This window comes from Nostoc sp. C052, assembly GCF_013393905.1.
Lineage (GTDB): Bacteria > Cyanobacteriota > Cyanobacteriia > Cyanobacteriales > Nostocaceae > Nostoc.
In genome coordinates this window covers 6,465,418-6,488,458 of sequence record NZ_CP040272.1, presented here as the reverse complement: position 1 = coordinate 6,488,458, position 23,041 = coordinate 6,465,418, and the positions used below count along the sequence as shown (strand labels likewise).

20 protein-coding genes are annotated in these 23,041 nt (G+C 40.8%); 9 read left to right on the top strand and 11 right to left on the bottom strand.

Annotated features, from left to right (window positions below; translation table 11 throughout):
* Positions 1 to 150: 150 nt before the first annotated feature.
* Positions 151 to 864: an ATP-dependent Zn protease gene (locus FD723_RS26785; protein ID WP_179068079.1), complete on the top strand. Its 714-nt coding sequence runs from the start codon at positions 151 to 153 to the stop codon at positions 862 to 864.
* A 257-nt stretch (positions 865 to 1,121) separates the two neighbouring features.
* Here FD723_RS26785 and FD723_RS26780 read toward each other — a convergent pair whose 3' ends face one another.
* Both FD723_RS26780 and FD723_RS26775 read right to left on the bottom strand, forming a co-directional pair.
* Positions 1,122 to 3,407: a DEAD/DEAH box helicase family protein gene (locus FD723_RS26780; RefSeq protein ID WP_179068078.1), complete on the bottom strand. Its 2,286-nt coding sequence runs from the start codon at positions 3,405 to 3,407 to the stop codon at positions 1,122 to 1,124.
* 485 nt (positions 3,408 to 3,892) lie between these two features.
* On the bottom strand, positions 3,893 to 5,212 hold the full coding sequence (locus FD723_RS26775) for a glycoside hydrolase family 10 protein (protein WP_179068077.1): 1,320 nt from the start codon (positions 5,210 to 5,212) through the stop codon (positions 3,893 to 3,895).
* A gap of 297 nt (positions 5,213 to 5,509) precedes the next feature.
* On the opposite strand from FD723_RS26775, the gene bchI reads away from it, so the two are divergent.
* Both bchI and FD723_RS26765 read left to right on the top strand, forming a co-directional pair.
* Entirely contained in the window at positions 5,510 to 6,634 is a 1,125-nt protein-coding gene (gene bchI / locus FD723_RS26770) for a magnesium chelatase ATPase subunit I (RefSeq protein WP_179068076.1), read from the top strand.
* A gap of 182 nt (positions 6,635 to 6,816) precedes the next feature.
* A complete protein-coding gene (locus FD723_RS26765; protein ID WP_179068075.1) occupies positions 6,817 to 7,113 on the top strand; it encodes a hypothetical protein in 297 nt (98 codons plus the stop codon).
* A 302-nt stretch (positions 7,114 to 7,415) separates the two neighbouring features.
* On the opposite strand, the gene FD723_RS26760 is transcribed toward FD723_RS26765, so the two are convergent.
* Positions 7,416 to 8,504: a DNA polymerase beta superfamily protein gene (locus FD723_RS26760; RefSeq protein ID WP_179068074.1), complete on the bottom strand. Its 1,089-nt coding sequence runs from the start codon at positions 8,502 to 8,504 to the stop codon at positions 7,416 to 7,418.
* 305 nt (positions 8,505 to 8,809) lie between these two features.
* Complete coding sequence (locus tag FD723_RS26755; protein ID WP_179068073.1) at positions 8,810 to 9,043, bottom strand: Nif11-like leader peptide family natural product precursor; 234 nt, start codon at positions 9,041 to 9,043, stop codon at positions 8,810 to 8,812.
* A gap of 697 nt (positions 9,044 to 9,740) precedes the next feature.
* Between FD723_RS26755 and rplU the strand changes: the two genes are divergently transcribed.
* Positions 9,741 to 10,148: a 50S ribosomal protein L21 gene (gene rplU / locus FD723_RS26750; protein ID WP_179068072.1), complete on the top strand. Its 408-nt coding sequence runs from the start codon at positions 9,741 to 9,743 to the stop codon at positions 10,146 to 10,148.
* 30 nt (positions 10,149 to 10,178) lie between these two features.
* On the top strand, positions 10,179 to 10,475 hold the full coding sequence (gene rpmA, locus FD723_RS26745; RefSeq protein WP_179068071.1) for a 50S ribosomal protein L27: 297 nt from the start codon (positions 10,179 to 10,181) through the stop codon (positions 10,473 to 10,475).
* A 318-nt stretch (positions 10,476 to 10,793) separates the two neighbouring features.
* Here the strand turns inward: rpmA and FD723_RS26740 are convergent, their stop codons facing one another.
* Positions 10,794 to 11,786, bottom strand: coding sequence for a hypothetical protein (locus FD723_RS26740; RefSeq protein ID WP_179068070.1), 993 nt, complete (start codon positions 11,784 to 11,786; stop codon positions 10,794 to 10,796).
* A 218-nt stretch (positions 11,787 to 12,004) separates the two neighbouring features.
* Between FD723_RS26740 and FD723_RS26735 the strand changes: the two genes are divergently transcribed.
* Complete coding sequence (locus tag FD723_RS26735) at positions 12,005 to 12,886, top strand: carbohydrate ABC transporter permease (RefSeq protein WP_179068069.1); 882 nt, start codon at positions 12,005 to 12,007, stop codon at positions 12,884 to 12,886.
* Positions 12,887 to 12,950: 64 nt separating this feature from the next.
* Here FD723_RS26735 and FD723_RS26730 read toward each other — a convergent pair whose 3' ends face one another.
* On the bottom strand, positions 12,951 to 13,517 hold the full coding sequence (locus FD723_RS26730) for a thermonuclease family protein (protein ID WP_179068068.1): 567 nt from the start codon (positions 13,515 to 13,517) through the stop codon (positions 12,951 to 12,953).
* A 276-nt stretch (positions 13,518 to 13,793) separates the two neighbouring features.
* On the opposite strand from FD723_RS26730, the gene FD723_RS26725 reads away from it, so the two are divergent.
* Positions 13,794 to 14,135 carry a helix-turn-helix domain-containing protein gene (locus FD723_RS26725; protein ID WP_179068067.1) on the top strand — a complete coding sequence of 114 codons (342 nt, stop codon included), beginning with the start codon at positions 13,794 to 13,796 and terminating at the stop codon, positions 14,133 to 14,135.
* A gap of 108 nt (positions 14,136 to 14,243) precedes the next feature.
* On the opposite strand, the gene FD723_RS26720 is transcribed toward FD723_RS26725, so the two are convergent.
* The 3 genes from FD723_RS26720 to FD723_RS26710 are packed head-to-tail and all read right to left on the bottom strand — an operon-like array spanning position 14,244 to position 15,948.
* The gene (locus FD723_RS26720; RefSeq protein WP_179068066.1) at positions 14,244 to 14,651 is read right to left on the bottom strand and encodes a salt stress protein, Slr1339 family; all 408 of its coding nucleotides are present in this window, start codon (positions 14,649 to 14,651) and stop codon (positions 14,244 to 14,246) included.
* Positions 14,652 to 14,678: 27 nt separating this feature from the next.
* The gene (locus FD723_RS26715; RefSeq protein WP_179068065.1) at positions 14,679 to 15,284 is read right to left on the bottom strand and encodes a VWA domain-containing protein; all 606 of its coding nucleotides are present in this window, start codon (positions 15,282 to 15,284) and stop codon (positions 14,679 to 14,681) included.
* A gap of 58 nt (positions 15,285 to 15,342) precedes the next feature.
* A complete protein-coding gene (locus FD723_RS26710) occupies positions 15,343 to 15,948 on the bottom strand; it encodes a VWA domain-containing protein (protein ID WP_179068064.1) in 606 nt (201 codons plus the stop codon).
* 293 nt (positions 15,949 to 16,241) lie between these two features.
* On the opposite strand from FD723_RS26710, the gene FD723_RS26705 reads away from it, so the two are divergent.
* Positions 16,242 to 19,346, top strand: coding sequence for a PAS domain S-box protein (locus FD723_RS26705; protein WP_179068063.1), 3,105 nt, complete (start codon positions 16,242 to 16,244; stop codon positions 19,344 to 19,346).
* 241 nt (positions 19,347 to 19,587) lie between these two features.
* Here FD723_RS26705 and obgE read toward each other — a convergent pair whose 3' ends face one another.
* Both obgE and FD723_RS26695 read right to left on the bottom strand, forming a co-directional pair.
* Complete coding sequence (gene obgE / locus FD723_RS26700; protein WP_179068062.1) at positions 19,588 to 20,616, bottom strand: GTPase ObgE; 1,029 nt, start codon at positions 20,614 to 20,616, stop codon at positions 19,588 to 19,590.
* A gap of 68 nt (positions 20,617 to 20,684) precedes the next feature.
* Complete coding sequence (locus FD723_RS26695; protein WP_179068061.1) at positions 20,685 to 21,362, bottom strand: Mo-dependent nitrogenase C-terminal domain-containing protein; 678 nt, start codon at positions 21,360 to 21,362, stop codon at positions 20,685 to 20,687.
* Between the two features lie 257 nt (positions 21,363 to 21,619).
* Between FD723_RS26695 and FD723_RS26690 the strand changes: the two genes are divergently transcribed.
* Positions 21,620 to 22,720 carry a glutamate--cysteine ligase gene (locus FD723_RS26690; protein ID WP_179068060.1) on the top strand — a complete coding sequence of 367 codons (1,101 nt, stop codon included), beginning with the start codon at positions 21,620 to 21,622 and terminating at the stop codon, positions 22,718 to 22,720.
* The last annotated feature ends 321 nt before the right edge of the window (positions 22,721 to 23,041 follow it).

Sequence of the window (23,041 nt, the reverse complement as noted above, 5' to 3'; positions counted from 1 at the left end):
TTCTTTACAGGAGCAACTAAAGTGTCATACAGTGACTTTACTTTAGATAGAGTTATAAAAACCGTGGACATGATATTATTCATTATGAATTCTGACTCCTGACTCCTGAATTCTGTTCGATAATGAAATAAAATTTTCAGAAAAGTTTCAATGAGCCAGACTAGCCTAAATTTAGTTGCAATATCTATCTTTCTGATGACCCTATCGGTATTGCTAGGGCCATTCTTAAACTTATCACCGGCAGTACCGGCACTTGCTACCTTCACTATCTTAGGCATAGCGACATTAGATAGTTTCAGCTTGCAAGGCAAGGGTGGTACTATTTTTTTGGATTGGATTGCTGGTTTTTCAAAAGAACATCGCGATCGCATCGTCCACCACGAAGCAGGGCATTTTTTGGTTGCTTACCTATTGGGTATTCCTGCGACTGGTTACACACTCAGCGCTTGGGAAGCTTGGAAACAGGGTCAACCTGGACAAGGCGGCGTTAGCTTTGATGATGGCGAATTAGCATCTCAACTAGAAGTAGGTAAAATCAGTGCCCAAATGTTAGACCGCTACTGCACTGTTTGGATGGCGGGTATTGCTGCTGAAACCCTAGTTTTTAATAATGCTGAGGGTGGAAGTGATGATAAAAGCAAGCTGATAGGAGTCTTGACAATTTTGGGTTTTTCTGAATCAGCTTATCAGCAGAAACTACGGTTTCATGCCCTCCAGGCAAAAACCCTACTGGAAGAAAATTGGTCTAGCTATGAGGCTTTAGTCAATGCTATGCGACAACGCACCCCCGTAGAAGATTGCCATGCTGAGTTAGCAGCAGGAAGTAAGGCATTGCAGAACAGCGGCATGAATAGAGGCAGGTAGGAAAAGCGTAAGAAAAGCAGCTTATATCAACTTAGACTGTTTCTCTTTCGGCAAAATATATTCTTGCAAAATCTGCAAAGTATATGTTTTCACAGAAAGCCCTTGATGTTTAGCTTATTGTGCAAGATACTGTTCTAATTCTGGTGGCAAGTTCAAAGTTAAGGTCATAAGTCTCTTTTGAGTGACACCATATATTTTAAACTTGCCAAACCAGAAAGATTTAGATTGCTTACGGATATAAATATATCCCTCAAAGACTATCGTCTTGTATTCTCTATACGGGTTTTCTCTACATGGGCTTTACGTGTCAGCAATTGCAAATTATCGATGGTAGTTAAACCACCCTCAGACATAGGTTTAATGTGATCGATTTGAAAATCTCTCCGCATCTGAGTTTTAACTTTACTGATTGCACAAGTCATAAACCCTTTTGCATCTGTGTGCTTGCCGAATACAGCATTTTTAATTTTTCTGTATTCAACAATATCTCGCTCTTTTATTTCATATAGAGTTAATTTATCTAGTGGTACAGTATCAGGAATTACAGTTGGTATTGATATGGACACATTACCGTATATATCTGGATTAGTAATCTTCCTAATTTCATCGTCCAATTGCTTCATGAAATATAATTGGTTGTAGCTGAATATAACTTGCCAAAAAGAATTTTCATCATTCCAAATTGAGTTGATATAGTCAGACTCTGCTCTACGACCTAACGAATTATCGTAGATATGTCTTGCTACGATAGATAAATCACACTTTCTTCTCTCGCTAAAAGCTAGAAATGCTGGTGGAATTTGCTTTTGAGCATAGAAACGTAAGATATTTTTTACATCTTCATCTCTGTAACCAAGCAAAGTTTCATAGTCAGGAAAATAAATTTGCTTTGCAGCCTGCCAAAGCTTTTCAAGTTCTGGTTCGGTCAATATTTCCCTATCTTGTAAATCAATACTTTGGAATAGAAGCTTCAAATCGTTAACAAAATTATCGTATGCTTCTTCTGTATCGTCATATAACAATACATCATAAGGTCTAGGATTAGGCTCATATCCTTCGGATGGTTCGAGAATGGAAAAATGATAAATTCCAATAGGAATCCTTTTCAAAAAGTCTAGTTTTTCTAAACCACTAGTATCAATGGAGTTATCCATGATCCGAGCGAATTCTTCGATCATTTCAATAGATATGAGCCGAGCAGTTCTATTATTTGATGGAATTCCTTTTACAATAAATTCTGCATCTTCTTCAAAATGAAGTTTTTCTGGGTTCACCCAGTTAATTTTGTTTTCCCAGTCATCAATAAAACTGACCACATAAGCTTTTTCTGTACCGCCTGCTTTTTGCCCACGCAAAGCCCGACCAATCATTTGTGTCATTAGTATTGTAGAGGCGGTCGGTCGTGTGAGAAAAACAGTTTTTAGGTTAGGTAAATCTGTTCCCTCAGTCAACATTTCTACATTTATCAATACCTCAAGCTCTCGATTTCTGAATTTTTTGATTTTTTCTGAGTTTTCCTCGGCAGAAACTGTGGCACCTGTAGTTAAATCTTTAACTGAAGATACAACAAAATCAGAATTAACTTTTCTCGCCTTAAACAGTGCGTTCAAAGTGATTGCGTGTTCTACATCAATTGCAAATACTAGAAGAGGTTTGTATTCATCCTTATTGTTAATATAATGAGCAACAATTTGATTGTTACGCGTACTAGATTGAGCAATCTTCTCAGCAATGTCCTTTGGCAGTCTGTCAAAGTCTTCGATATTTTTTATTTGCCTTGCATTCAATTCATTCAATTTTTGCTTGATTTCTATGTTCGTTTTGAGATTTTCAAAAATCGGTTCAGCAAGGATTCCCTTGGCGATTAAATTTCTCAGGTGTTCTGAGAAGATAATATCATTTGGAAAAACTAACTTTAGCAAACTCTTCTCACTCTCATCTGTTCTGAAGGGGGTAGCCGTTAGTCCCAGCATTTTAAAGCCGTTATCATAACCTCGTTTTTTTAGATTATCCTTGACAGCATTAATCAATTTACGATATGTCTTAGCGGTTGCATGATGTGCTTCATCTACAACCAAAAGAACTTCATTTAAGTGACCAACCCAGTTTTTCAATAAGTGATCAAGCCCACTGTTTAGACTATCTTTACTGGCAATGATGATGTCATCAGTCTTTTGAATGTTTACAGGTCGATCATGTTTAGGATGACCGGAGATAATGCGGTATCTAAATCCTGATACATTGCTCAATAATGATGAATAGGCATTAAGTTGAAGTGTCTCAAGTGCTTGGTCAAGTAATTCATGGCGATGAGCAATCCATAGAACCTTTTTCTTGTGGTTAATAAAATTACGTAGTAGCCAGTGAACTGCTGTTAACGTTTTTCCGCCACCTGTGGGTAGCACTAGCAAGCCTTCAAAGGAATTTTTATTAGTTTCATTCAGCGCCTTGATTGCTTCGTTCTGGTGGGAGTATAGCTCTTTAGGAGTTTCACCCCTTTTAACTTCGATCCGGCCTGCGTAGGTAATTTGAACGGTTTTCATAATAAATAAAATCCTAGAAAGACTGTGCTTTAAGGGAAAGGCTGGAACTAGTCCTAAATCAACGGATTGCCGCAATCCATTCCCCTAATTGTCAGTATTCCCAAACCGATGTGTTGTCTAACTAATCACCAGGATATTTATGTAGAACTAGATGTATGAATAAAGACTTTAATTCAGCCGCTTGCACTTTTGAAAATAAGATTAGTGTCCAACAAGATTCCGAGCTTCTTTGAAGAAGTTTAGGAATCTGAGCCTTTCAGGACAACTAGCGATATCTGATGACAAGTCGTAAAAAGGGTCTATGCAATTCCATTAGCCATAAATTGCAAGCGAAACGTAGCCTAAATGAAGCAATTCCAGTTTTGACGAGATTACTTTGCTTCTCTTCAAGAGACTACGCCAACACTTGCAAGAAAAGACTTACTTTGCGTAAGTCCTGAGAATTAATTTCATTAGCTTCGTTGAACTCACGTTCAACAGAAAAGTTATTCAACTCTAGCGCGGAGTGCAGGAGATGGAAAAAGATTTTGAAATCCAGCTTGTCGCTCTTCTAAAGATTCTTGGGCATCGTTCCAAAGACTTTCATAATAAAAGAAAGTTACGCCTAAACCGCGTTCTTGGACAGCCCGCACCTGAGACTTAATTTGCTGCATGGGAACTGGGTTATTTCTTAACCCTGTCATAATGCCAATTCCAGTTGGAATTATTTGTTGCGCTTCTTGAATTTCTGGGCGGGAAATATTTGCTATAAAACTTTGCAGGTTCGGACGATAAACTTGCACAATTAACTCGTCTACAATATTTTGCCGCATCCAAGTCAGCCAGTCTTGCAGTTGAAACTTGTAAGCAAAATCATAGTAATTGGGAGAAATTGAGAAAATCGCTTGCGGTTTTCTCTGCTTTACAGCTTGGTTAAGTTGTACCATGAACGCCGTAATTTTATCTGCCCGCCACTTTACCCAGTCTGCATCTTGAGGATTACTTGGGGGAGGATTATTAGTTTCTTGGGTGTACAAGGCAACTGTATATTTATCGTAGCCAAATTCGTAGGGCAAACTTGTATGATCGTCAAACTGAATGCCATCGGCATCATATTGAGTGATAGTTTCTAGCACGAGATTGGTAATGAACTGTTGTACTTGTGGATGAAATGGATTCAGCCACATTACCTCACCTGCCGCACTGATTGAAGTTTGGCTACCATCCCGCTTTTGTGTGAACCAATCGGGATAATTTAATGCTAGTTCCGAGGTTGGGGGAGCCATGAAACCAAATTCAAACCAGGGAATTACTAGCAATCCTTGGCGATGGGCTTGAGTAATGAGGTCTGCAAGAATATCATGTCCATCTGAACCTCTGTAGACAAAAGGTTGAATCCCTGCACGTTGCGCTAGGGCGCTAGGATACATTACATAACCAGAGTTCCACACCACAGGATAGATTGTATTGAAATTTAGCCGCCGCAGTTGACTTACTGCATCCTGCACTTTATCGCGACTTTTGAGAGTGTCAAAATCATTGTTGGTCATCCAAACCCCGCGAATTTCCTGACGGGGTATTTGTGCGATGGCGCTGAAGCGCCCACCTTCAACGATCGCAGGGGTGAAACTGTCTACCAACAATACCGTAACAAAGGATATTAAAACGAGAAAGGGAAAAAGATACTTGAGCGATGTCTGACGACAAGCTGCTATGCTTCTACGCCGCCAATTTTGAATACTAAAAGATGATTTCATAGATTTGAATGATGCATTAACTACCCACACACGCCATTGCTCGTTTTTATAAATGAATCTACTAAGCATATATAGTCTACACAGTATTTATGCTTACTACAGGATTGATAAGTTGGTAGTTTTTTGTTCCCTGCTTATGGAACTTTTGCACCAGAATAACCAAAGCAGACCTATAAGGTGCTTGACGTATTTAGTAATCATTAGTGCCCAGTAAATCAAAAGACGCAGAGGGGCAGGGTGCAGGGTGCAGAGGGGAAAGAGGTAATTTTATTCTCCCCCTCATCTCCCCGATCTTCACATTCCCCCACGCCCTACCTGTGTCACAATAAAGAACTGTAATAAGAAAAATATTGTTAAGGTAATTTAGTGAGTCCAACAGCTCAATCCACGGCAAGTGCGCGTCGCGTAGTATTTCCTTTTACGGCAATAGTGGGCCAGGAAGAAATGAAACTGGCGCTGCTATTGAACGTGATTGACCCCAAAATTGGGGGTGTAATGATTATGGGCGATCGCGGCACCGGAAAATCCACAACTATCCGGGCGCTGGCGGATCTGCTGCCAGAAATTTCTGTGGTTGCCAATGACCCCTTTAGTAGCGATCCTAGCGACCCCGACTTGATGAGCGATGAAGTCCGCCAACTGTTAGAACAAGGGGCAGAAATTCCCGTAGCTCACAAAAAAGTCCAAATGGTAGACCTGCCGCTAGGAGCTACAGAAGACCGAGTTTGTGGCACAATCGACATCGAGAAAGCTTTATCTGAAGGTGTCAAAGCCTTTGAACCGGGACTGCTGGCAAAGGCTAACCGAGGCATTCTCTATGTAGATGAAGTCAACTTACTAGATGACCACCTTGTAGACGTGTTACTCGACTCCGCTGCCAGTGGATGGAACACTGTAGAACGCGAAGGCATTTCTATCCGTCACCCGGCGCGTTTCGTGCTTGTGGGTTCTGGAAACCCCGAAGAAGGCGAACTACGCCCCCAACTGCTCGATCGCTTTGGGATGCACGCAGAAATTCACACAGTCAAGGAACCAGCATTACGGGTGCAAATTGTAGAACAACGAGCAGATTTTGACCAAAATCCGCCAGTGTTTCTCGAAAACTACAAACCCCAGCAAGAAGCATTGCAACAGCAAATTGTCAATGCTCAACAGCTTTTGCCAGAAGTGAAAATTGACTACGATTTGCGGGTGAAAATTTCTGAAGTCTGTTCAGAACTGGATGTAGATGGTTTACGGGGTGATATTGTTAGTAACCGCGCCGCCAAAGCCTTAACAGCTTATGAAGGACGCACTGAAGTTACAGTTGATGATATCCATCGCGTAATTACGCTATGCTTGCGTCACAGACTGCGGAAAGATCCCTTAGAATCGATTGATTCTGGCTACAAAGTCGCCAAAGTTTTTAGCCGCATCTTTGGTGTCGAACTACCAGAAAGTGATACGGCACAAAAAAACGGCACAGGTCAAAAGTTAGGGGCTAGAGGTTAAGAGTTAGGAGTGAGGAGTTAGGAGTTAAGAGTTTTGAATGGAAAGCTGCTTCATAACTCACAACTTTAATTCCTCATTCAGCACTCAGCACTGAGTATATAACTCACAACTTCTAACTCCTAACTCCTAACTCAGCACGGGCTAAACGCCCCGCTTCCGCTAACAGCACTCAGCACTAAAATATGAGATTTTGGTCTTTTTGGTTCAACAGCTTTGTTTTATCTAGCCAATACAACCCGCCCAGGTTTGTAGAATTATTGATGCTCTTATTAGCGATCGCCATGCTGGCAATAGCCAGTATTTTACCCGATATGCCCTATTTAATCTTAGGCTTGAGCTTAGTAGTTGGGGCATCTGTTTCCATCTTAGTGCGGGAAGCGATCGCCCCCTCACCCCAGACGCGAATTACCCAACTAACAGCATCCCTATTACTCATCATCAGCCTCTATGGCTTTGCTGATTTAATCTACACTCTTTAAAATTTAATTAATCAGTTAAGTAAGTAGACACAATTAAATATAAGAAGATGTCATTGCGAGCGGAACGAAGTGAAGCGTGGCAATCTCAGTATGCGCGATTGCTTCTTTTCTCTACGAGAGGCTGCGCCCTAAGCGAAGCTATACCGTAGGCTTTACGAGACGCTCCGCGAACACTTCGTACCCTGCGGGAAGGCTTACGCCAACGCAATCACAAACTATCTTATATTTATTTAGATCCACCTACTTAGGAGTTATGAGTGAGAAATTAATAACTCCTAATTCCTAACTCCTAACTTTTGCATTTACCAATCCTGCATTTCCACCAATCCCATACACAACTCATTAATTTTCTCTAAATCAGGTTTATGAGGTAGGGTAGATTGTTCGCAAACAACTTCCATTTCTGCAACCAAATCTTCTGCCATTTTCATCACCTGCTCATAAGAATACTCACCTTTTAAAATAGCTTTTAAATCCTCAAAATCACCAGCTATTCTCCTATCTACAATCACTTCACCTCGCCGCAATATTTCTACTCCACTGCGTAACAATCTAATGCAGTGCATTCCATGTTTGAGGTCAAAACCCGACTTTCTTTCCATTTCTGCTCTAGCCGGATTTCTATTTTCCTGCCAAGATAAGTAAGCCTTCCATTCTCTTAAAGCTATTTGATAGCTTTGGCTTTTCTGAAGTAGACGGATAAAATCTTTACGGCTATTGGTTAACTTTTGGGTATATTCTAAAGTTTCATCAGGTAAAGTATATTGTTTTAGCACTCCTTTAAAATCAATATCTGCTGTCAACAATTGATATAATTGTTCCGCTTCTTCCAGAAATTCAATTCGTCCTCTGATTAAGTTATAAAGATACTCCAAAAAAGCATTTAGCTCATCTTTACTGAGGGGTGCTTCATCTTCTATAGCGAAGTCAGATGGTATTGGCTTTTTTTGCGGTGGCTTTAACAGCCATTTCCGATGAGTTTCCATCTTTTTAATTTGGGCAAAGGCATAACCAGTGTAAGTATGTTTTACCTTTTTACTCAGAAATAGCTGCTTATGATCGATTAAATGCTGTCCGACTGCGCTTAAAAAAGGATAATTATTTAACCAGAGTAATTCTAAAACATTGGGATTTGCGCCCGCTAATAACTGGAGGATTTTTCTTAATTCATATATAACCGTGTCTTTGTTACCATCAACGAATGGAAATATTCCTGGTTCATCCCAACCACCATCTTTTTGTTCTATGTGGTCAAATCCCAAGTAATATCTTTTAGGCGCGATAAATACTCCCCGATAATCAAAGTCGGAATCAGGACGATTTAAACCATAGCCGTGGCTACCAGCCAAACCAATTAAAATAGTTCTTTGCTCAACTTCTATTCTTTTCATATCACCTGATTAAAATATAGCCATCTTAACTCATGAGCTAAGTAGGTAGCGAGATGGAGAGTAGAGAAATAATTTTTAACTCTTATTGCATAGATTGTGTCACAACATATAGCCAAAGATGGGCAAATAATAGCCCTACTGAAGCATTCGTGAACAATAAGATCCCCGACTTCTTACAGAAGTCGGGGATCTTAGCCTTTATTTAACAAGAATGCCCCTAAAGGAGATGATGCAACAGTACCCCCTTCAGGAGCAAAACTTGTCATTTCAGTTGTTTCTATACTTTCGGTTTCCCAGAGCAAGAATTATCTAGGATAAATGTGGCGTCTAGTCCCCCATCCTGGATTGACAATAGCAGCTAAATCTTCTTCAGATAATTTGCTAATTTCACTATCCAGTTCTCTGGAGGTGAAATCATAGCCACGCTCTTGAGCAATCTTGATGAAGGCTTCTGGATCGGCTGTTGCTTTGAGTCTTTGCTGTAACGCTTGATCTTGTTTTACAGCTTGAAAAAGTCGAGCAGCATTTTGCTGTGTCATGACAATCAATCTCCTGTTTGAAATATCAGGTTTGAATGTGGTAATTTAACTTTTGAAGATTCACTAACTTTTGCAAGAGTTTCTAAATTATTCGATCTTACATTTGATCTTAAAACAAAGAAGAAAAATGTGTTGATTTTGATAAAAAAATATAACTTTTATGCTAATCTTAATGTTACTTTTTTTAAATTAAGCCCTAAGATAGTAGCAATTTTTATCTAAAAAGTATTCACCAGTCATACAAAATTCGTTCTATTAGCGGATAGCTAAGGTTTAGCCCATTCTGAGCGGAGCTAACGGAAATGTCTCCGGCTCCGCTCCTGAATTCTGTTCGATCACAACTGTTGGCTAATTCCTCCCCACTCTTGAAAAATGAGTTTTCATTTTCAGGCAGACTAGACAGCAATCAATACTGCTCGCTTTGTGGATTTTTAACTCGGAATTGGGTTTGGGTTAAAGGGTAAAGGTTAAAGGTTTTTTCTTTCCCTTTTCCCCAAAACCCGACAAGTATTGAGACAGCAATGCCAAACCAAAAAATCCTGTTGGAGCTTGACTTTACGCCTATTAATAAAATAGTATGTTAGATTGTCTGTCTAATTCCTGCTCGGATCAGGTAGACATATTACAAAGGCTGGCAAAAACGTCTCCATAAGAGATAAAAACCAGCTACCTGTACGGCAACCTCAAGGACAATTCCATGACCTACGCAATTATTGAAACTGGCGGCAAACAAATACGAGTAGAGCCAGGTCGGTTTTACGACATTGAACTGCTTGCGATTGAACCAGATGAAAAAGTTACAATAGATTCCGTATTGCTCGTGCAGCACGATGGCGAAGTCACCATTGGGCAGCCACTAGTGACGGGGGCGACTGTAGAAGGGACTGTATTGCGACATTACAGAGGTCGTAAAGTCTTGGTATACAAAATGAAGCCGAAAAAGAAAACCCGCAAAAAACGGGGGCATCGTCAGGAAATTACCAGACTTTTGATAGACTCCATCACCCTTAACGGTGCAGTATTTGCTGCCCAAGGAGAACCGGAGAAAGAAACCCCCGTTATCGATGAGACTCCTGCCGAAGAAGTTGAAACTGCTGCTGAATAATAAAAAGAAGTAGATACACAAGAGGAAATTATGGCTCATAAGAAAGGAACAGGTAGTACACGTAACGGTCGTGATTCTAATGCTCAACGTCTGGGTGTTAAGCGTTATGGCGGTCAAGTTGTACGTGCAGGAAACATTCTCGTGCGTCAGCGTGGTACTAAATTCCACCCTGGGAACAATGTCGGTATTGGTAGCGATGACACTCTGTTTGCCTTAATCGATGGTGTTGTAACCTTTGAGAGAAAAGGCAAAACCCGTAAAAAAGTTAGTGTTTATTTACCTGTAGCTGCTGTTGAGGCGGCTCCTGCTGAAGCAGTAGCAAGCTAGAGTATTAGGGTGGGCATGATTCCCACCCTAATTGCTAGTTATAGCGTTTCCCGTTCAAATGGGGTACAACGTAGGCTGTTGAATTTGATGGAATTTCCCCATTTTTAGGTCATGCAACTTTTGTGTCATTTCAGTTCCTTTTATGGAGTGGAATAATAAATAAAATCTAATCAAAGCCTATGTTCCTTGCTATGACTGGATTTTAAATTTTTGAGTCTTTCTATAAAACGGCTATTTTAATGCCCTACCATAAAACTAACGCAAGAGCCATAAATATTAATTAATATTCATAGCAGTTGTTTAAATTTTATCCCTTACTTACTCTAAAAAATAAGTTCCTAACTCTTTTATTCTCTCTACCCAACCTTTTATCTCATCAGCCACTTTATACTTCCATTGAAGTTGAAGTACTTCTCTAGTATGAGAATCATCAAATATAACTTTGTCTTTGTTTTCAAAGACTGGCGCCAGAAATTCTACTTGAGCAGCTTGGGCAAATAAAGTTGACACTTGGCTAACACTCAAATTTTCAGGCGCAGCAAGGTAATGTCCTCCTTTGGAGCCAAATCGCGCTACGCCAATGTAGCAGTCTGCTAAATCTTCAACATGAATCCACGCGGTCATAAAATCTGGTGGAAATGGCTGAGAGCCTTGGTGTGGTTTCCCTGTAATGAACTGCTGAATTGCAAAATCCCAGAAACCGCCACGAGTTGGGGCTGAACCATACACTGATGAAGGATATACAATCGAGGCGTTACCGCCATTGCTGATATATTCTTCTACTAGCCCATCTTTCAACACATTTACACCTGCTAGTAAGTCAAGACATACTAAATATTCGGGCAGTTTATAACCTTTGGGTGGAGGCGTTTCTGTTATTCGTCCTCCATTGGTGGTAATCAAAGAGAAATTCCCACTGGTTGTAATTACATGAATATCTGGCGAAACTGCACTAGCACCGTGTAAAGCGGCTTCTAATGGTATACGGTCGAAAGCGAATTGAGCTTTTTTGGTTGATTCTAGAGGTATGTGCCACGCTACATTAATTACTGTTGTAATATCATGTTTGCGAATTGCTTGTGCAACATCATTGCTGGAAATATCTGCCTCTTGAGAGCGGATTATTTCTTTGCAGAAAGGCTTTATACCCTCAATATCACTACTCGGTCGCACAAGTGCCAATGCGGCAAAATCTTCTGTCTGAGAAAACTTACGGCATAGCGCTCCGCCAATATAGCCGCCTGCTCCTATAATCAGGACATTTTTCACGGAAGAGCTTTTTTCGGATGAAAATTCTTTATTGTTTGACATATTTGAAATTTGTAGCTAATCAGCTTTTTAATATTTCTAAAATAGCGCTTAAGACAAACTAAATATAGGCTGTAGTCTTGACTACCATAGATACCTGATAAAATGCTGAGAATTAACTAAATTTTCTCAAGGGATAAGCGATCGCTAATGCGAGAAAAAACCAAGCTAAGAGTAGAATCAGGGCAGAGGGTCATAATAGCTAAAAGGAAAAATTATAGATGCCAAAAATATACCCTAAGTCGTGGTTGGATAACGATACAGTAGCAGCCTGGATTTTTCTCACACCAGCGCTAATTTTACTAGGCGTTTTTATCATTTGGCCGATCGCTTATTTGTTCTACCTCAGTTTCACCGCTGGTAGTTTCACCTTAAAAGGTATTTATTGGATAGGCTTAAAAAACTATTGGCGCTTGCTACTCAACCCCGACTTCTGGCAAGTTCTGGGTAATACCTTTTATTTTACTGTTGCTACCATCATTCCCAGTTTAGTTATCTCTTTAGGATTGGCAGTACTATTAAATCGCTCCATTCCCTTGCGGGGAATCCTGCGGAGTGCTTATTTTTTACCTTCAATTATTTCACTTGTGGCAGCCGGTTTGGGATTTCGCTGGCTGTTTCAGACATCAGGGCCAGTTAACGGACTTTTAGATTTTTTTGGCATTCCAGCTATACCTTGGCTAGGGGACACATTTTGGGCAATGCCAGTAATTATTTTAATGAGTATTTGGAAACAACTCGGTTTCAATATGGTAGTTTTTTTAGCAGGGTTGCAAGCAATTCCGCCCAGTCGTTACGAAGCAGCAGATTTGGATGGGGCAAATGCTTGGCAACAATTTTGGTATATTACTCTACCTGGATTGCGCCCGACTGTGATATTTGCCATCATTACTACCGCGATTTTTACATTGCGGAGTTTTGAGCAAGTTTATGTGATGACTGGTGGCGGCCCACTGAATTCGACTAATTTGCTGGTTTACTACATTTACCAAGAGGCTTTTGCTCAATTTGATTTTGGTTATGCAGCAGCCGCCGCGACAGTGTTATTAGCTGTAACACTGGTACTAGTATATTTACAATTACAAACTTGGGGAGAAGAATAGGGATACTTTATGCGTAGAGTATTCACCAATTCTGAATTCTGAGTTCTGAATTCTGACTCCTGTTTTACTTTTTATATAGGCTGCGATATTCCCAAGGATTCACAAATTTAGTATCACTCCAAACGCCAAGCCGTTGTTCTTTCGCTTCAGCTTCGGCTTGTTGAACTAAGTCTTTACTAGGACATTTGTTTAAATAGGGACGATACACTTTTGCTAAACCTTCTTGCAACAATACCTGTTGGACAAAAGTGCCATTTTTTAAACGGACTTCGGCAATTTTGCGTCCATAGCGATCGCTATCGGTGATATTCAAAGTTACGCGATCGCCTCCTTGTTGCACCAGTTGTTGCACCCGTTCTTGAGCTTTTACACCCCAAGTAAATTGATTGCGATCGCTAGTGCGTTTACTCTGTTTTTCTTTGTTGGTATGAGCTATTTCTGGCGCATCTACACAAGCAAAGCGCACAGTGAAATTTTTGCCGTTGGTATCTTTGACTACTAACGTATCGCCATCACTCACTCGCTCAACTGATTCTCCAGAATTACCGATAAAGCGATCGCAGCCCATCAAACCCCAAATTATGATAGTTGCACAAAGCCAAAATCGTACTGATTTAGTTAATCTCTCCATCCAAACTTACCTGCATTACCTCTGTGGGATGATAATAGCAAAATACAAAGATATATTTGTTAACTGTTGACATACTGCCACAGGTAATTCAAAATTCAAAAGATGATGCGACAGATTTATTCTATTAAAGTGCAAACACTCAATAGGTTAGCCTTATGAAAAACTTGTCAGATTCCCGTAACTGCTACACTAGTTATGGAAAATCTAAAACAAGTAAAAATCAGATAACTAGCATTACTACCCAGCAAACCTGAGTTAGGCTATTCCTAAAAACCTATGAAAGCTGAAGCAGAAAACCATTTCAGGCTGACTTGTGAAGTAGAAACTACGATAAAGGTGATTGGCGGACGCTGGAAAGTTTTGATTATTAGAGAATTAATGACTGGCGTAAAACGCTTTGGTGAGTTGCAACGCGCTTTACCTGGAGTTACGCAAAAGATGCTAACTCAGCAACTCAGAGAAATGGAGGAAGACGGCATTATTCATCGAGAAGTTTATCCCCAAATTCCACCCAAAGTAGAATATTCTCTAACGCCTTTAGGAGAAACTTTGCAACCAATTCTCTATGCTATGCATGAATGGGCTGTGAAACATTTAGCTAGACCAAATCACCATTAATATTGAGCATAAGTAATAAATAATAATTGCTAACTTTCAATTTTAACTAGCAAATTTTTTCAAATTACGAATTACGTTAGCGTAGCGGTAGCGAGTCCGCCAGCGTCATTACGAATTATTTTCTTCGTTGTTTCGTAAATATTCAATTGCTGCCTCTAATTTTGAGGGATAACTTTCAGCAAACCTTTCAAACCAAAGTCCTTCAGACGAAAGTGGATCTACTTTAGATAACCATTGTTTTGCTTGAACTTTCAAAGTCTCTAATTGTTTCGCTTTAAGTTGTTCTTGTCGAATTCGTTCCTGTTCTAGTTCTTGCTGTCTTTTTAATTCAATAGCAGCATCCTCTTCAGCAAAACCAGCTTTGACTTCTGCCAAAAGGTTATCCATAAAAGATGCTGACTTTGGCGACGCTGGAATAAACGATTTAGCTGCGGCTGATTTTGATTGCTGCTGTTGTGGTTTTACTTCTTTGTATTCAGTTTGGAGTTCAGCTAATAGCTTATCAATGGAATCCATTGTGGCAATTCCTAATAAATGTTATGGCTAGTCATTAATGGCATTAAGTAGCACTTCTGATAGACTCATATCTTCCATATCTTCCATAGTAATGGTGTCACAGATATCAAATTTAGCACCAGCACTTTGGAGTTCATCATCTAAGACTTTGAGAAAGCGAGTAGCTTGTGGATCTGTGCCAACTTGAATGAAGGAAATGGCTAATTCTTCATCTCGATCTATGCGGCGAGAAGCTTCAATAATTACTCTCATGACTGCTTTGCGATCGTCCGGTTCACCATCAGTAACCACTAAAATTGTTTCACCATTTGGCTTGGTTTGACCGGCTGCTTTGCGTTGCAGATAATCATCAGTTGCGTGTTTTAACACACCTGCCAAATCAGTTGTGCCAGAAGGATCATTCTCTCGGAAAATTTGCGGTACTATGCTAGATGTCACATTTTCGTATCGCTTAAATTTACCAGAAAATACATAGATGGTGATGCCATCGGGGTCAAATTGCTCACACTTGCTAGCTAAGGCTAAAGTAGATTCTTGTGCCGCAACCCATCTAGTTCTACCACCCTTTTGATCTTGGGTTGCCATGCTGCCGCTTTTGTCGATAATCAAAGTATAGTCACGATTTTCTAGCATTATTAAATTCTCCAGTTAATAGTAAACAGTTACTAGATTGATTGTGGGCGATCAACCATTAGTCAGTTATTGCGTTTGTTAATACATCTACAAGGCTCATTTCTTCTAAGTCGTCTAAAGTGACGGTATCACAAATATCAAATTTAGCGCCGACACTTTGCAACTGGTCATCTAAAGCTTTGAGGAACTTAGTTGCTTGGGCATCTGAACCTACTTGAATGATCGAAATTCCTAATTCTTCATCACGTTCCATCTGGCGAGTAGCATGAATAATTACTTCAAATACAGCCTTGCGATCGTCTGGTTCACCATCGGTAATAACTAAAATTGTCTCTCCGTTGGGCTTACTTTTACCGGCTGCTTTGCGTTGAAAGTAGTTATTGAGTGCATCTTGGAGTACACCTGCTAGGTTTGTTGTGCCAGAAGGGTCATTTTCGAGAAATATCTGCGCGACTTTGGCTGAGGTGACATCATCGTAGCGTTTAAATCTACCAGAAAACACATAAACTGTGATGCCATCGGGGTCAAACTGTTCAGCCTTTCTGGCCAAAGCGAGAGTAGACTCTTGGGCGATTTCCCATCTACTTCTACCACCCACTTGATCGGGTGTGGACATACTACCGCTTTTGTCGATGATTAAGGTATAGTCGCGATCGCTCATCATAATTTTCCTTTGATTCTTACCCTGTGGTTCTAGTCTAGTCCAGGAATTTAACGACACCGTAAGTATTTTAAGGTTTCGTATCAATTATGCTACTCAAAAAGCCACGTCACAGTCGATGAATGCGTTGGCGTAGCCCATCTTTTTGGGAACAAAGAAAACAAAATTTTCTCAATCCCCAGCCCCAATCCCCTGTTGCATTTGTAGCTAGTCTGGGAATAATAAAGACTACTCATGCTGACACACACTCAGCTAAACAAAAGCTGTTTAGCTTGATTTTAGAGATAAATTCGGGTATGAACCATCCTAGATTCTTAGATAACCCTGCGCCAAAACAAAACACGCAGCAGCAAAACTTCTGTCTGACGTTTCTGCATCAGATAATCAATGGCATATCTGACCCAATTTTTGTCAAAGACCGTCAACATCGCTGGGTATTACTTAACGATACCTACTGTGATTTCGTCGGTTATAGCCGAGAAGAATTAATTGGTAAGTCCGACTATGATTTTTTGCCGCAAACGGAAGCTGATGTGTTTCGGGAAAAAGATGAACTGGTTTTCACTACAAATATTACTAATGAGAACCAGGATATTTTTACTGATGCTCAGGGTATAACCCATCTCATCTCTACAAAAAAGTCTTGCTTTGAGGATGAGACTGGTAATAAATTTCTGGTGGGTAGTATTCGAGACATCATTTTACAAAATGAAGTCGGTAAAATTCCCGGTGTGAGTGGCAGAGCTAGTAATATTACTGAACAAACACAAAATAGCAAGACACTTCGGGAAACCCTCGAAGAACTCCAGATAGTTGAAGAAGAACTGCGCCAACAAAACGAAAAATTAGCGATCGCTCACGAAACGGCGGAATTAGAGCGGCAGCGTTACCAGGACTTGTTTAATTTGGCCCCAGATGCTTACTTGGTGACTGATGTCGCCGGCATCATCAAAGAGGCTAACTATGTAAGTGGAGCCTTACTGTCTGTAAGACAAAACTATCTCATCGGTAAACCATTCATCCTCTTTGTCGCTGAAGCAGACCACCAAACTGTCATAGCCAAATTGGCAAATTTGCAGCAGGTACAGGATTGGGAAGTCCATCTAAAGTTACGAGTAGGTACAGTTTTCCCTGCGAGTATCAAGATGGTTGCTATGTATGATTCACAGGGTCAGCAGGTCGGCTGGCGTTGGTTGCTTCGAGACATCAGCGAACAGCAAGCGATGCTGCGCTTACGCCAACAAGCAGAGAAAAACCTACACCGCACTAATGCTTTACTCCAAGCTCAACAAGAAGCTTCCATCGATGGAATTCTGATTATTGATGAAAATCGTACAGTTACATCATCCAATCAGAAATTCTCCCAGTTATGGCAAATTCCTGCCGCACTACTCCAAACACGTGATGCTCGTCAAATTTTGAGATGGGTGCTAGAGCAACTAGTAAATCCAGACGAATTTCTCGCTAAAACAGAATATCTTTACCAGCATCCAGACAAAAGCGGCCGTGATGAAATATTCCTGAAGTCTGGAAAGATTTTTGAGCGCTATTCTGCACCTGTGCATAAACAGCTAGGGGCTTGTGATGACATATCACCTTTAGGAGACTATTACGGTAGAATTTGGTATTACCGCGACATTACCGAATACAAGCAAGCAGAGGCAGAACTCAGGGCTTCACAGCAAAAACTAGCATTGCTGATTGAGCAAACACCTTTAGCCATTATTGAATGGAATACCAAATTTCAGGTTCAGACATGGAATCGGGCGGCAGAAAAAATCTTTGGATACACCACACAGGAAATGGTGGGGAATTGTTTTGAGGTCATAATACCTGAAAATGCTAAAAAGCACGTAAATGAGATTATCACCGCCCTGCTAACACAACGCGGAGGAAGTTTTAGTATTAATGAGAACATCACTAAAGATGGCAAAGTAATAGTTGGTGAGTGGTATAACAATCCGTTAGTGGCTCCTGATGGGCAGGTGATTGGCGTTGCTTCAATGGTGTTAGACATCACAGAACGCAAACGCGCCGAAGAGGAACAACAAAAATTTGTCGCCTTGATTGAAAACAGCAGTGACTTTATTGGCATTTCTTCAATGGAAGGGCAAGTTACTTATGTGAACCCAACCGGACTCAAGATGTTGGGACTTAGTAGCTTAGAAGCAGCCAAAACAAAATCAGTGGTTGATTTTCATTCACCAGAAGCTTTTGCCGAGTTTCAGCAACAAATTATTCCTTTGATGTTGCAACATGGTTTCTGGCAAGGCGAGTTTCGCCATAGACATTTTCAAACAGGTATAGAAATTCCCACTGATTGCAGCCTGTTTATAGTTAAACATCCTGAAACAGGAGAGCCTTTCTGTCAGGTAGCTGTTGCTAGGGACATTACAGAACGCAAACAAGCTAAAGAAGCCCTCTTAAAATCGGAAGCGCAACTAAGACAACAAGCCGAAGAACTTAAAGTTGCACTCCGGGAACTTCAACATACCCAGACTCACTTAATTCAAAGTGAAAAGATGTCCAGCTTAGGTCAACTAGTCGCAGGAGTGGCACATGAAATCAACAACCCGGTCAATTTTATCTATGGCAACCTCACGCCTGCCCAGGAATACACCCAAGATTTATTTTTACTTTTAGAACTCTACCAAAGTCATTATCCTGAACCTGTACCAGAAATTGAGGATTTTGTAGAACTAATCGAACTGGAATTTTTGAAATCAGATTTGCCGCAAATAATCAACTCAATGAAAGGTGGGGCCAACCGGATTCGAGAGATTGTGCTTTCCCTGCGAACTTTTTCGCGCTTGGATGAAGCTGAAATGAAAGCTGTTGATATTCATGAAGGAATCGACAGTACTCTGATGATTTTGCAAAGCCGCCTCCAGGGTAATGACCAACGCCCGACAATTAAAATCATCAAAGAGTATGGCAAACTACCCTTGGTTGAATGTTACGCTGGGCAGCTAAATCAAGTATTCATAAATATTTTGTCAAATGCGATCGATGCTTTAGAAGAAGCAGAGGGGCACTTAGCAGGGAGCAGAGGGGAAAGAGGTAATTTTTTATTCTCCCCCTTACCCCCTGCGCCCTGCTCCCCTGCCTCTTCTCAATTCCCAATTCCGACAATTTACATTTGTACCCAACTACAAGAGCCAAATCTGGTAACAATTAAGATTGCCGACAATGGATTGGGAATAACAGAAGATGTTCAGAAGCAACTATTTAATCCCTTCTTTACCACCAAGCCCATCGGCAAAGGTACGGGGATGGGACTTGCCATCAGCTATCAGATTGTCACACAAAGACATGGCGGTTTCTTAGAATGTATTTCGCAGCCAGGACAAGGCGCTGAGTTTGTGATTAAGATTCCCTTGAGCCAGGATACGTCAACATAATTCGTCATCAAGAGGACAAGGAGCAGGGGGCGGGGGGCAGGGGGAGAAACTCATACATAAATGTAGGGGCGTAAACTAAGGAATGCATTATTTCTCTCTACATACGCTGCACGAACGCGCTGCGCGTCTCGAAATAAATATTTAAAATTTTGGGCATAAATAAATTTAGGGGCTTGAAACCCGGATTCTCAGGAAATCAGCGAATCTTTCTCCCCTTCTCCCCGCTCCCCTACCTCTTTGATCAGCTAAATACCTCCACTGCTTCAGGAACTTTCATTTGGTCGAGAATTCCCCAAATTTCCTGTAACATCGGCTCTAATCCGGTGCGAGTAACCGCTGAAATTACAAAAACGGGGGCGTAGGAGAGATGATTAAGTTGGGTGGCTAACGCCTCCAAATCGACAGTTTCGCGATCGACTGCATCAATTTTATTCAGTGCCAAAATTTGCGGACGTTCTGCTAAACCCTGTCCATAAGCTTTTAATTCTTCCTTGATTGTGTTGTAATCTCTAACCACATCATCACTAGTGGCATCAATCAAGTGAAGTAGCACCTGTGTGCGCTCGATATGGCGCAAGAAATCATGCCCCAGCCCAGCCCCGTGAGCCGCTCCTGCAATTAGTCCGGGAATATCGGCGAAAACAGTACCATCACCAGTAGGTTTCCGCACTACACCCAAATTCGGGATCAGGGTTGTGAAGGGGTAGTCTGCGATTTTTGGTCGTGCTGCTGATAAAGATGAAATTAGAGTAGATTTACCAGCATTGGGTAAGCCAATAATCCCTACTTCTGCTAAAAGTTTTAATTCTAGGCGCAGCTGCTTTATTTCCCCTGGTAATCCGGGGAGGGCATATTCTGGGGCGCGGTTACGGTTACTTAAGAAATACTGATTTCCTAGTCCGCCTTTACCACCTTGGGCAATCAGTAAAGTCTGCTGAGGCTTAATTAAATCCCCCAGCAATTCACCAGTTTCAGCATCATAAATGGTTGTACCGCAGGGAACTTCGATCATTAAATCCTTTCCTGCGGCTCCAGTGCAGTTCTTTGGCCCACCACGAGTACCTTTTTCTGCTTGAAAGCGATGATTATATCTGAAGTCCAGCAAGGTTTGTAGGTTTTCATCGGCAACGAAAAATACCGAACCGCCTCGCCCCCCATTACCACCAGAGGGGCCACCAGTGGGCACGTACTTCTCTCGCCGGAAGGCGACAATACCATCGCCACCTTTGCCAGCTTCAACTTCAATTTTTGCTTGGTCGATAAATTGCATACTTAAATTAAGAGTGAGGAGTTAGGAATTGGGAGTTAAAAATTATAACTCCTCACTCTCCACTTTAACTAAATATATGCTGAAACATCTTCACCACATTTGTCTGCTAGATAAGAGAGGGCACGAAAACGTAAGCCTACCAGTTGCTCATACAACGGATTAATTTTACACATCGGTGGGATATGGACAATCTTGCGTCCAAATAAGGTGACATCCCGCTCAAAGGGACACTGAGAGGGAATCATTTTACACAAAAAGCGGGCTACTCTTGGATCTTGGATATCTAACCCATCCAGCCAGTCACGCAGTGGGTGTAGTGCATTTATTTGACGCTTTGTAAGTCCAGTTGTGAGGGTAGTGGGGGTGATTTGCTCTGGGTGTTCTAGGGTGTGGCGAAGGGCTTCCAGAAAATTCTCTGGCTGTTCTAAGGCTTGGCAGAACTGTTGCAGAACCTCATCTTCGCTGGGAGAATAAGTACCATCTGCGATCGCTACCATCACCGCTGTCCTTAAAAAATTTTCCGCTGTTGGCGTACCTTTACCCAACACTGCGGCTAATTCCTCTGGCGTAATTACCTCTAGTGAGTCCCATTTCATCCCAAGAGCTAATTCATCTTTAGTGATGCTGGCAATTAATTCCTGTTCTTGATCGTCAAAATTACCATCTGCCCAAGCAATGGTTAGCAGTCCACGCAACCAAGCGGCAATCTGTTCGCTGCTGTAGGGGGATTGAACGGTACTTGTCATAAACTCACGTCTCAAGCTTTCCTCAGTCACTACTAAGCTACCCTAACCAGTGACTATGAAGGTAGTGGGAGGAGCAGAGAAAATTCACAATTCAAAAATAAATAAGATTCAAGACTGTAAGTTGCGTTACACAATGATGGAGTTTGTAAGGATGCAAATCTGTTAGCTAAATCTCACTGACGTTTCTCTATTCTGATTTTCAGGAATGATTTAGGATTGCTATATTAGGTTAATTCTCAGCAATTAAGGTATACATAATGTTTTTCTTTGGCATTGAGCATGAAGTCGCTTTCTTAAATAAAGAAGGAAAATTTGCTGATTTTTCCCACATAAAATTTGCTGAGTTAAATCAAATTATTGAAAGGCTACCTATATACCCCAGCGACTATCCTCAACTACGTGTAGGGGATGCAGGGATTAAGATGAAGAGATGGTATATTGAGGGATTTGAAAGATTTGCAGATTCAGATGAGGTGATAGACTGTCATGTTAAAGGTATTGAAATTAGAACAACTATCCATTCTAATATTCAAGGTGCTATTACTGAATTATCAGAAAGCTTTCGCTTACTGCGTGAAGTTGCTAATAATTTTGGGTTATCACCAGTTTTGGTTAGTTTCAATCCCTACAATCCAGCCTTTGAGCCTCAACCCCCGTTAAACAATTATGAAATCAAACAGCTAGAAGCCTATCCTGACGAACAAACTGCTAATATTCACATGGTATCTTATGGGCCAGATTTAAATATTTCAGTGGCAGAATTGTCTATAGAAAGTGTGATTGATATTGGTAAAAAGTTAACTTATTACAGCCCATATATTGTCCCTTTTAGTTATAGTTCTCCTTTTTATCAGGGAGGTTTATGGAATGGTTTATCAGTACGAACATTTATCAGAACTGGAAAAAGGCCAGCAACTTTAGTTTTTGTTCAGAAACAAGAACAACTGATTAATAGCATACCTTCTTTGACAAAAATCGCCCGTATTCCGGCTGAAGTAGGACGTATAGAATTTAAAGCTTGTGATAGTTGTGATGATTTTTTAATCTATGCGGCTTTGCTGGCATTATTGAAAGGCTTGGTTTTAGATGAAACTTTGCTGGGTAGAGCAACTGTACCTGATGCTGCACTACATCAACTTTCTGCAAAAGAAGGTTTTGACAACGAGGATATTTTTGGAAACGCGACAAAAGTATTACAAGCAGCCGAAGTCGCTTTGGGAGATGATTCAGATGTTCATTATTTAACACCACTAAAAGTGCTGCTGGCAAAGCGAAAAACAAGATCCCATGAATTAATAGAAATGTTTCATCGCGTAAGTTCAATAGAAGAGGTAATAAGGCAGACTTATCAAGTTTAAAGGAAAATATTTTCTGTATAAATTCATACTTGATAGAAATTGTCTCAGGTGCATAGTGCTTAAAGCAATACGCTTGGGTGAAGGATTTGTGCTACTGATTTTAGACTTTTAGAGACGCAAAGCTTCGCCCCATCAAGCTAATGCGTCTCTACTAGAGATTTTGGGTTGAACTGAACCGTATTAATCCAAAAAGTTCTTTGATTAGATAAAGTTGAGCTAACTGAACATCAATAGCAGAGCCATTAAAGATTCAGTCGATATACCTAGAGATTGATCTTATTACAACTAAAGATATAGTCAACTTCATTCTAGAGATTGATG

Coding starts and splice junctions, on each gene's coding strand:
- FD723_RS26785 (WP_179068079.1), top strand. CDS start 151: ATGAGCCAGACTAGCCTAAATTTAGTTGCAATATCTATCTTTCTGATG.
- FD723_RS26780 (WP_179068078.1), bottom strand. CDS start 3,407: ATGAAAACCGTTCAAATTACCTACGCAGGCCGGATCGAAGTTAAAAGG.
- FD723_RS26775 (WP_179068077.1), bottom strand. CDS start 5,212: ATGCTTAGTAGATTCATTTATAAAAACGAGCAATGGCGTGTGTGGGTA.
- FD723_RS26765 (WP_179068075.1), top strand. CDS start 6,817: ATGAGATTTTGGTCTTTTTGGTTCAACAGCTTTGTTTTATCTAGCCAA.
- FD723_RS26760 (WP_179068074.1), bottom strand. CDS start 8,504: ATGAAAAGAATAGAAGTTGAGCAAAGAACTATTTTAATTGGTTTGGCT.
- FD723_RS26755 (WP_179068073.1), bottom strand. CDS start 9,043: ATGACACAGCAAAATGCTGCTCGACTTTTTCAAGCTGTAAAACAAGAT.
- rplU (WP_179068072.1), top strand. CDS start 9,741: ATGACCTACGCAATTATTGAAACTGGCGGCAAACAAATACGAGTAGAG.
- rpmA (WP_179068071.1), top strand. CDS start 10,179: ATGGCTCATAAGAAAGGAACAGGTAGTACACGTAACGGTCGTGATTCT.
- FD723_RS26740 (WP_179068070.1), bottom strand. CDS start 11,786: ATGTCAAACAATAAAGAATTTTCATCCGAAAAAAGCTCTTCCGTGAAA.
- FD723_RS26735 (WP_179068069.1), top strand. CDS start 12,005: ATGCCAAAAATATACCCTAAGTCGTGGTTGGATAACGATACAGTAGCA.
- FD723_RS26730 (WP_179068068.1), bottom strand. CDS start 13,517: ATGGAGAGATTAACTAAATCAGTACGATTTTGGCTTTGTGCAACTATC.
- FD723_RS26725 (WP_179068067.1), top strand. CDS start 13,794: ATGAAAGCTGAAGCAGAAAACCATTTCAGGCTGACTTGTGAAGTAGAA.
- FD723_RS26720 (WP_179068066.1), bottom strand. CDS start 14,651: ATGGATTCCATTGATAAGCTATTAGCTGAACTCCAAACTGAATACAAA.
- FD723_RS26715 (WP_179068065.1), bottom strand. CDS start 15,284: ATGCTAGAAAATCGTGACTATACTTTGATTATCGACAAAAGCGGCAGC.
- FD723_RS26710 (WP_179068064.1), bottom strand. CDS start 15,948: ATGATGAGCGATCGCGACTATACCTTAATCATCGACAAAAGCGGTAGT.
- FD723_RS26705 (WP_179068063.1), top strand. CDS start 16,242: ATGAACCATCCTAGATTCTTAGATAACCCTGCGCCAAAACAAAACACG.
- obgE (WP_179068062.1), bottom strand. CDS start 20,616: ATGCAATTTATCGACCAAGCAAAAATTGAAGTTGAAGCTGGCAAAGGT.
- FD723_RS26695 (WP_179068061.1), bottom strand. CDS start 21,362: ATGACAAGTACCGTTCAATCCCCCTACAGCAGCGAACAGATTGCCGCT.
- FD723_RS26690 (WP_179068060.1), top strand. CDS start 21,620: ATGTTTTTCTTTGGCATTGAGCATGAAGTCGCTTTCTTAAATAAAGAA.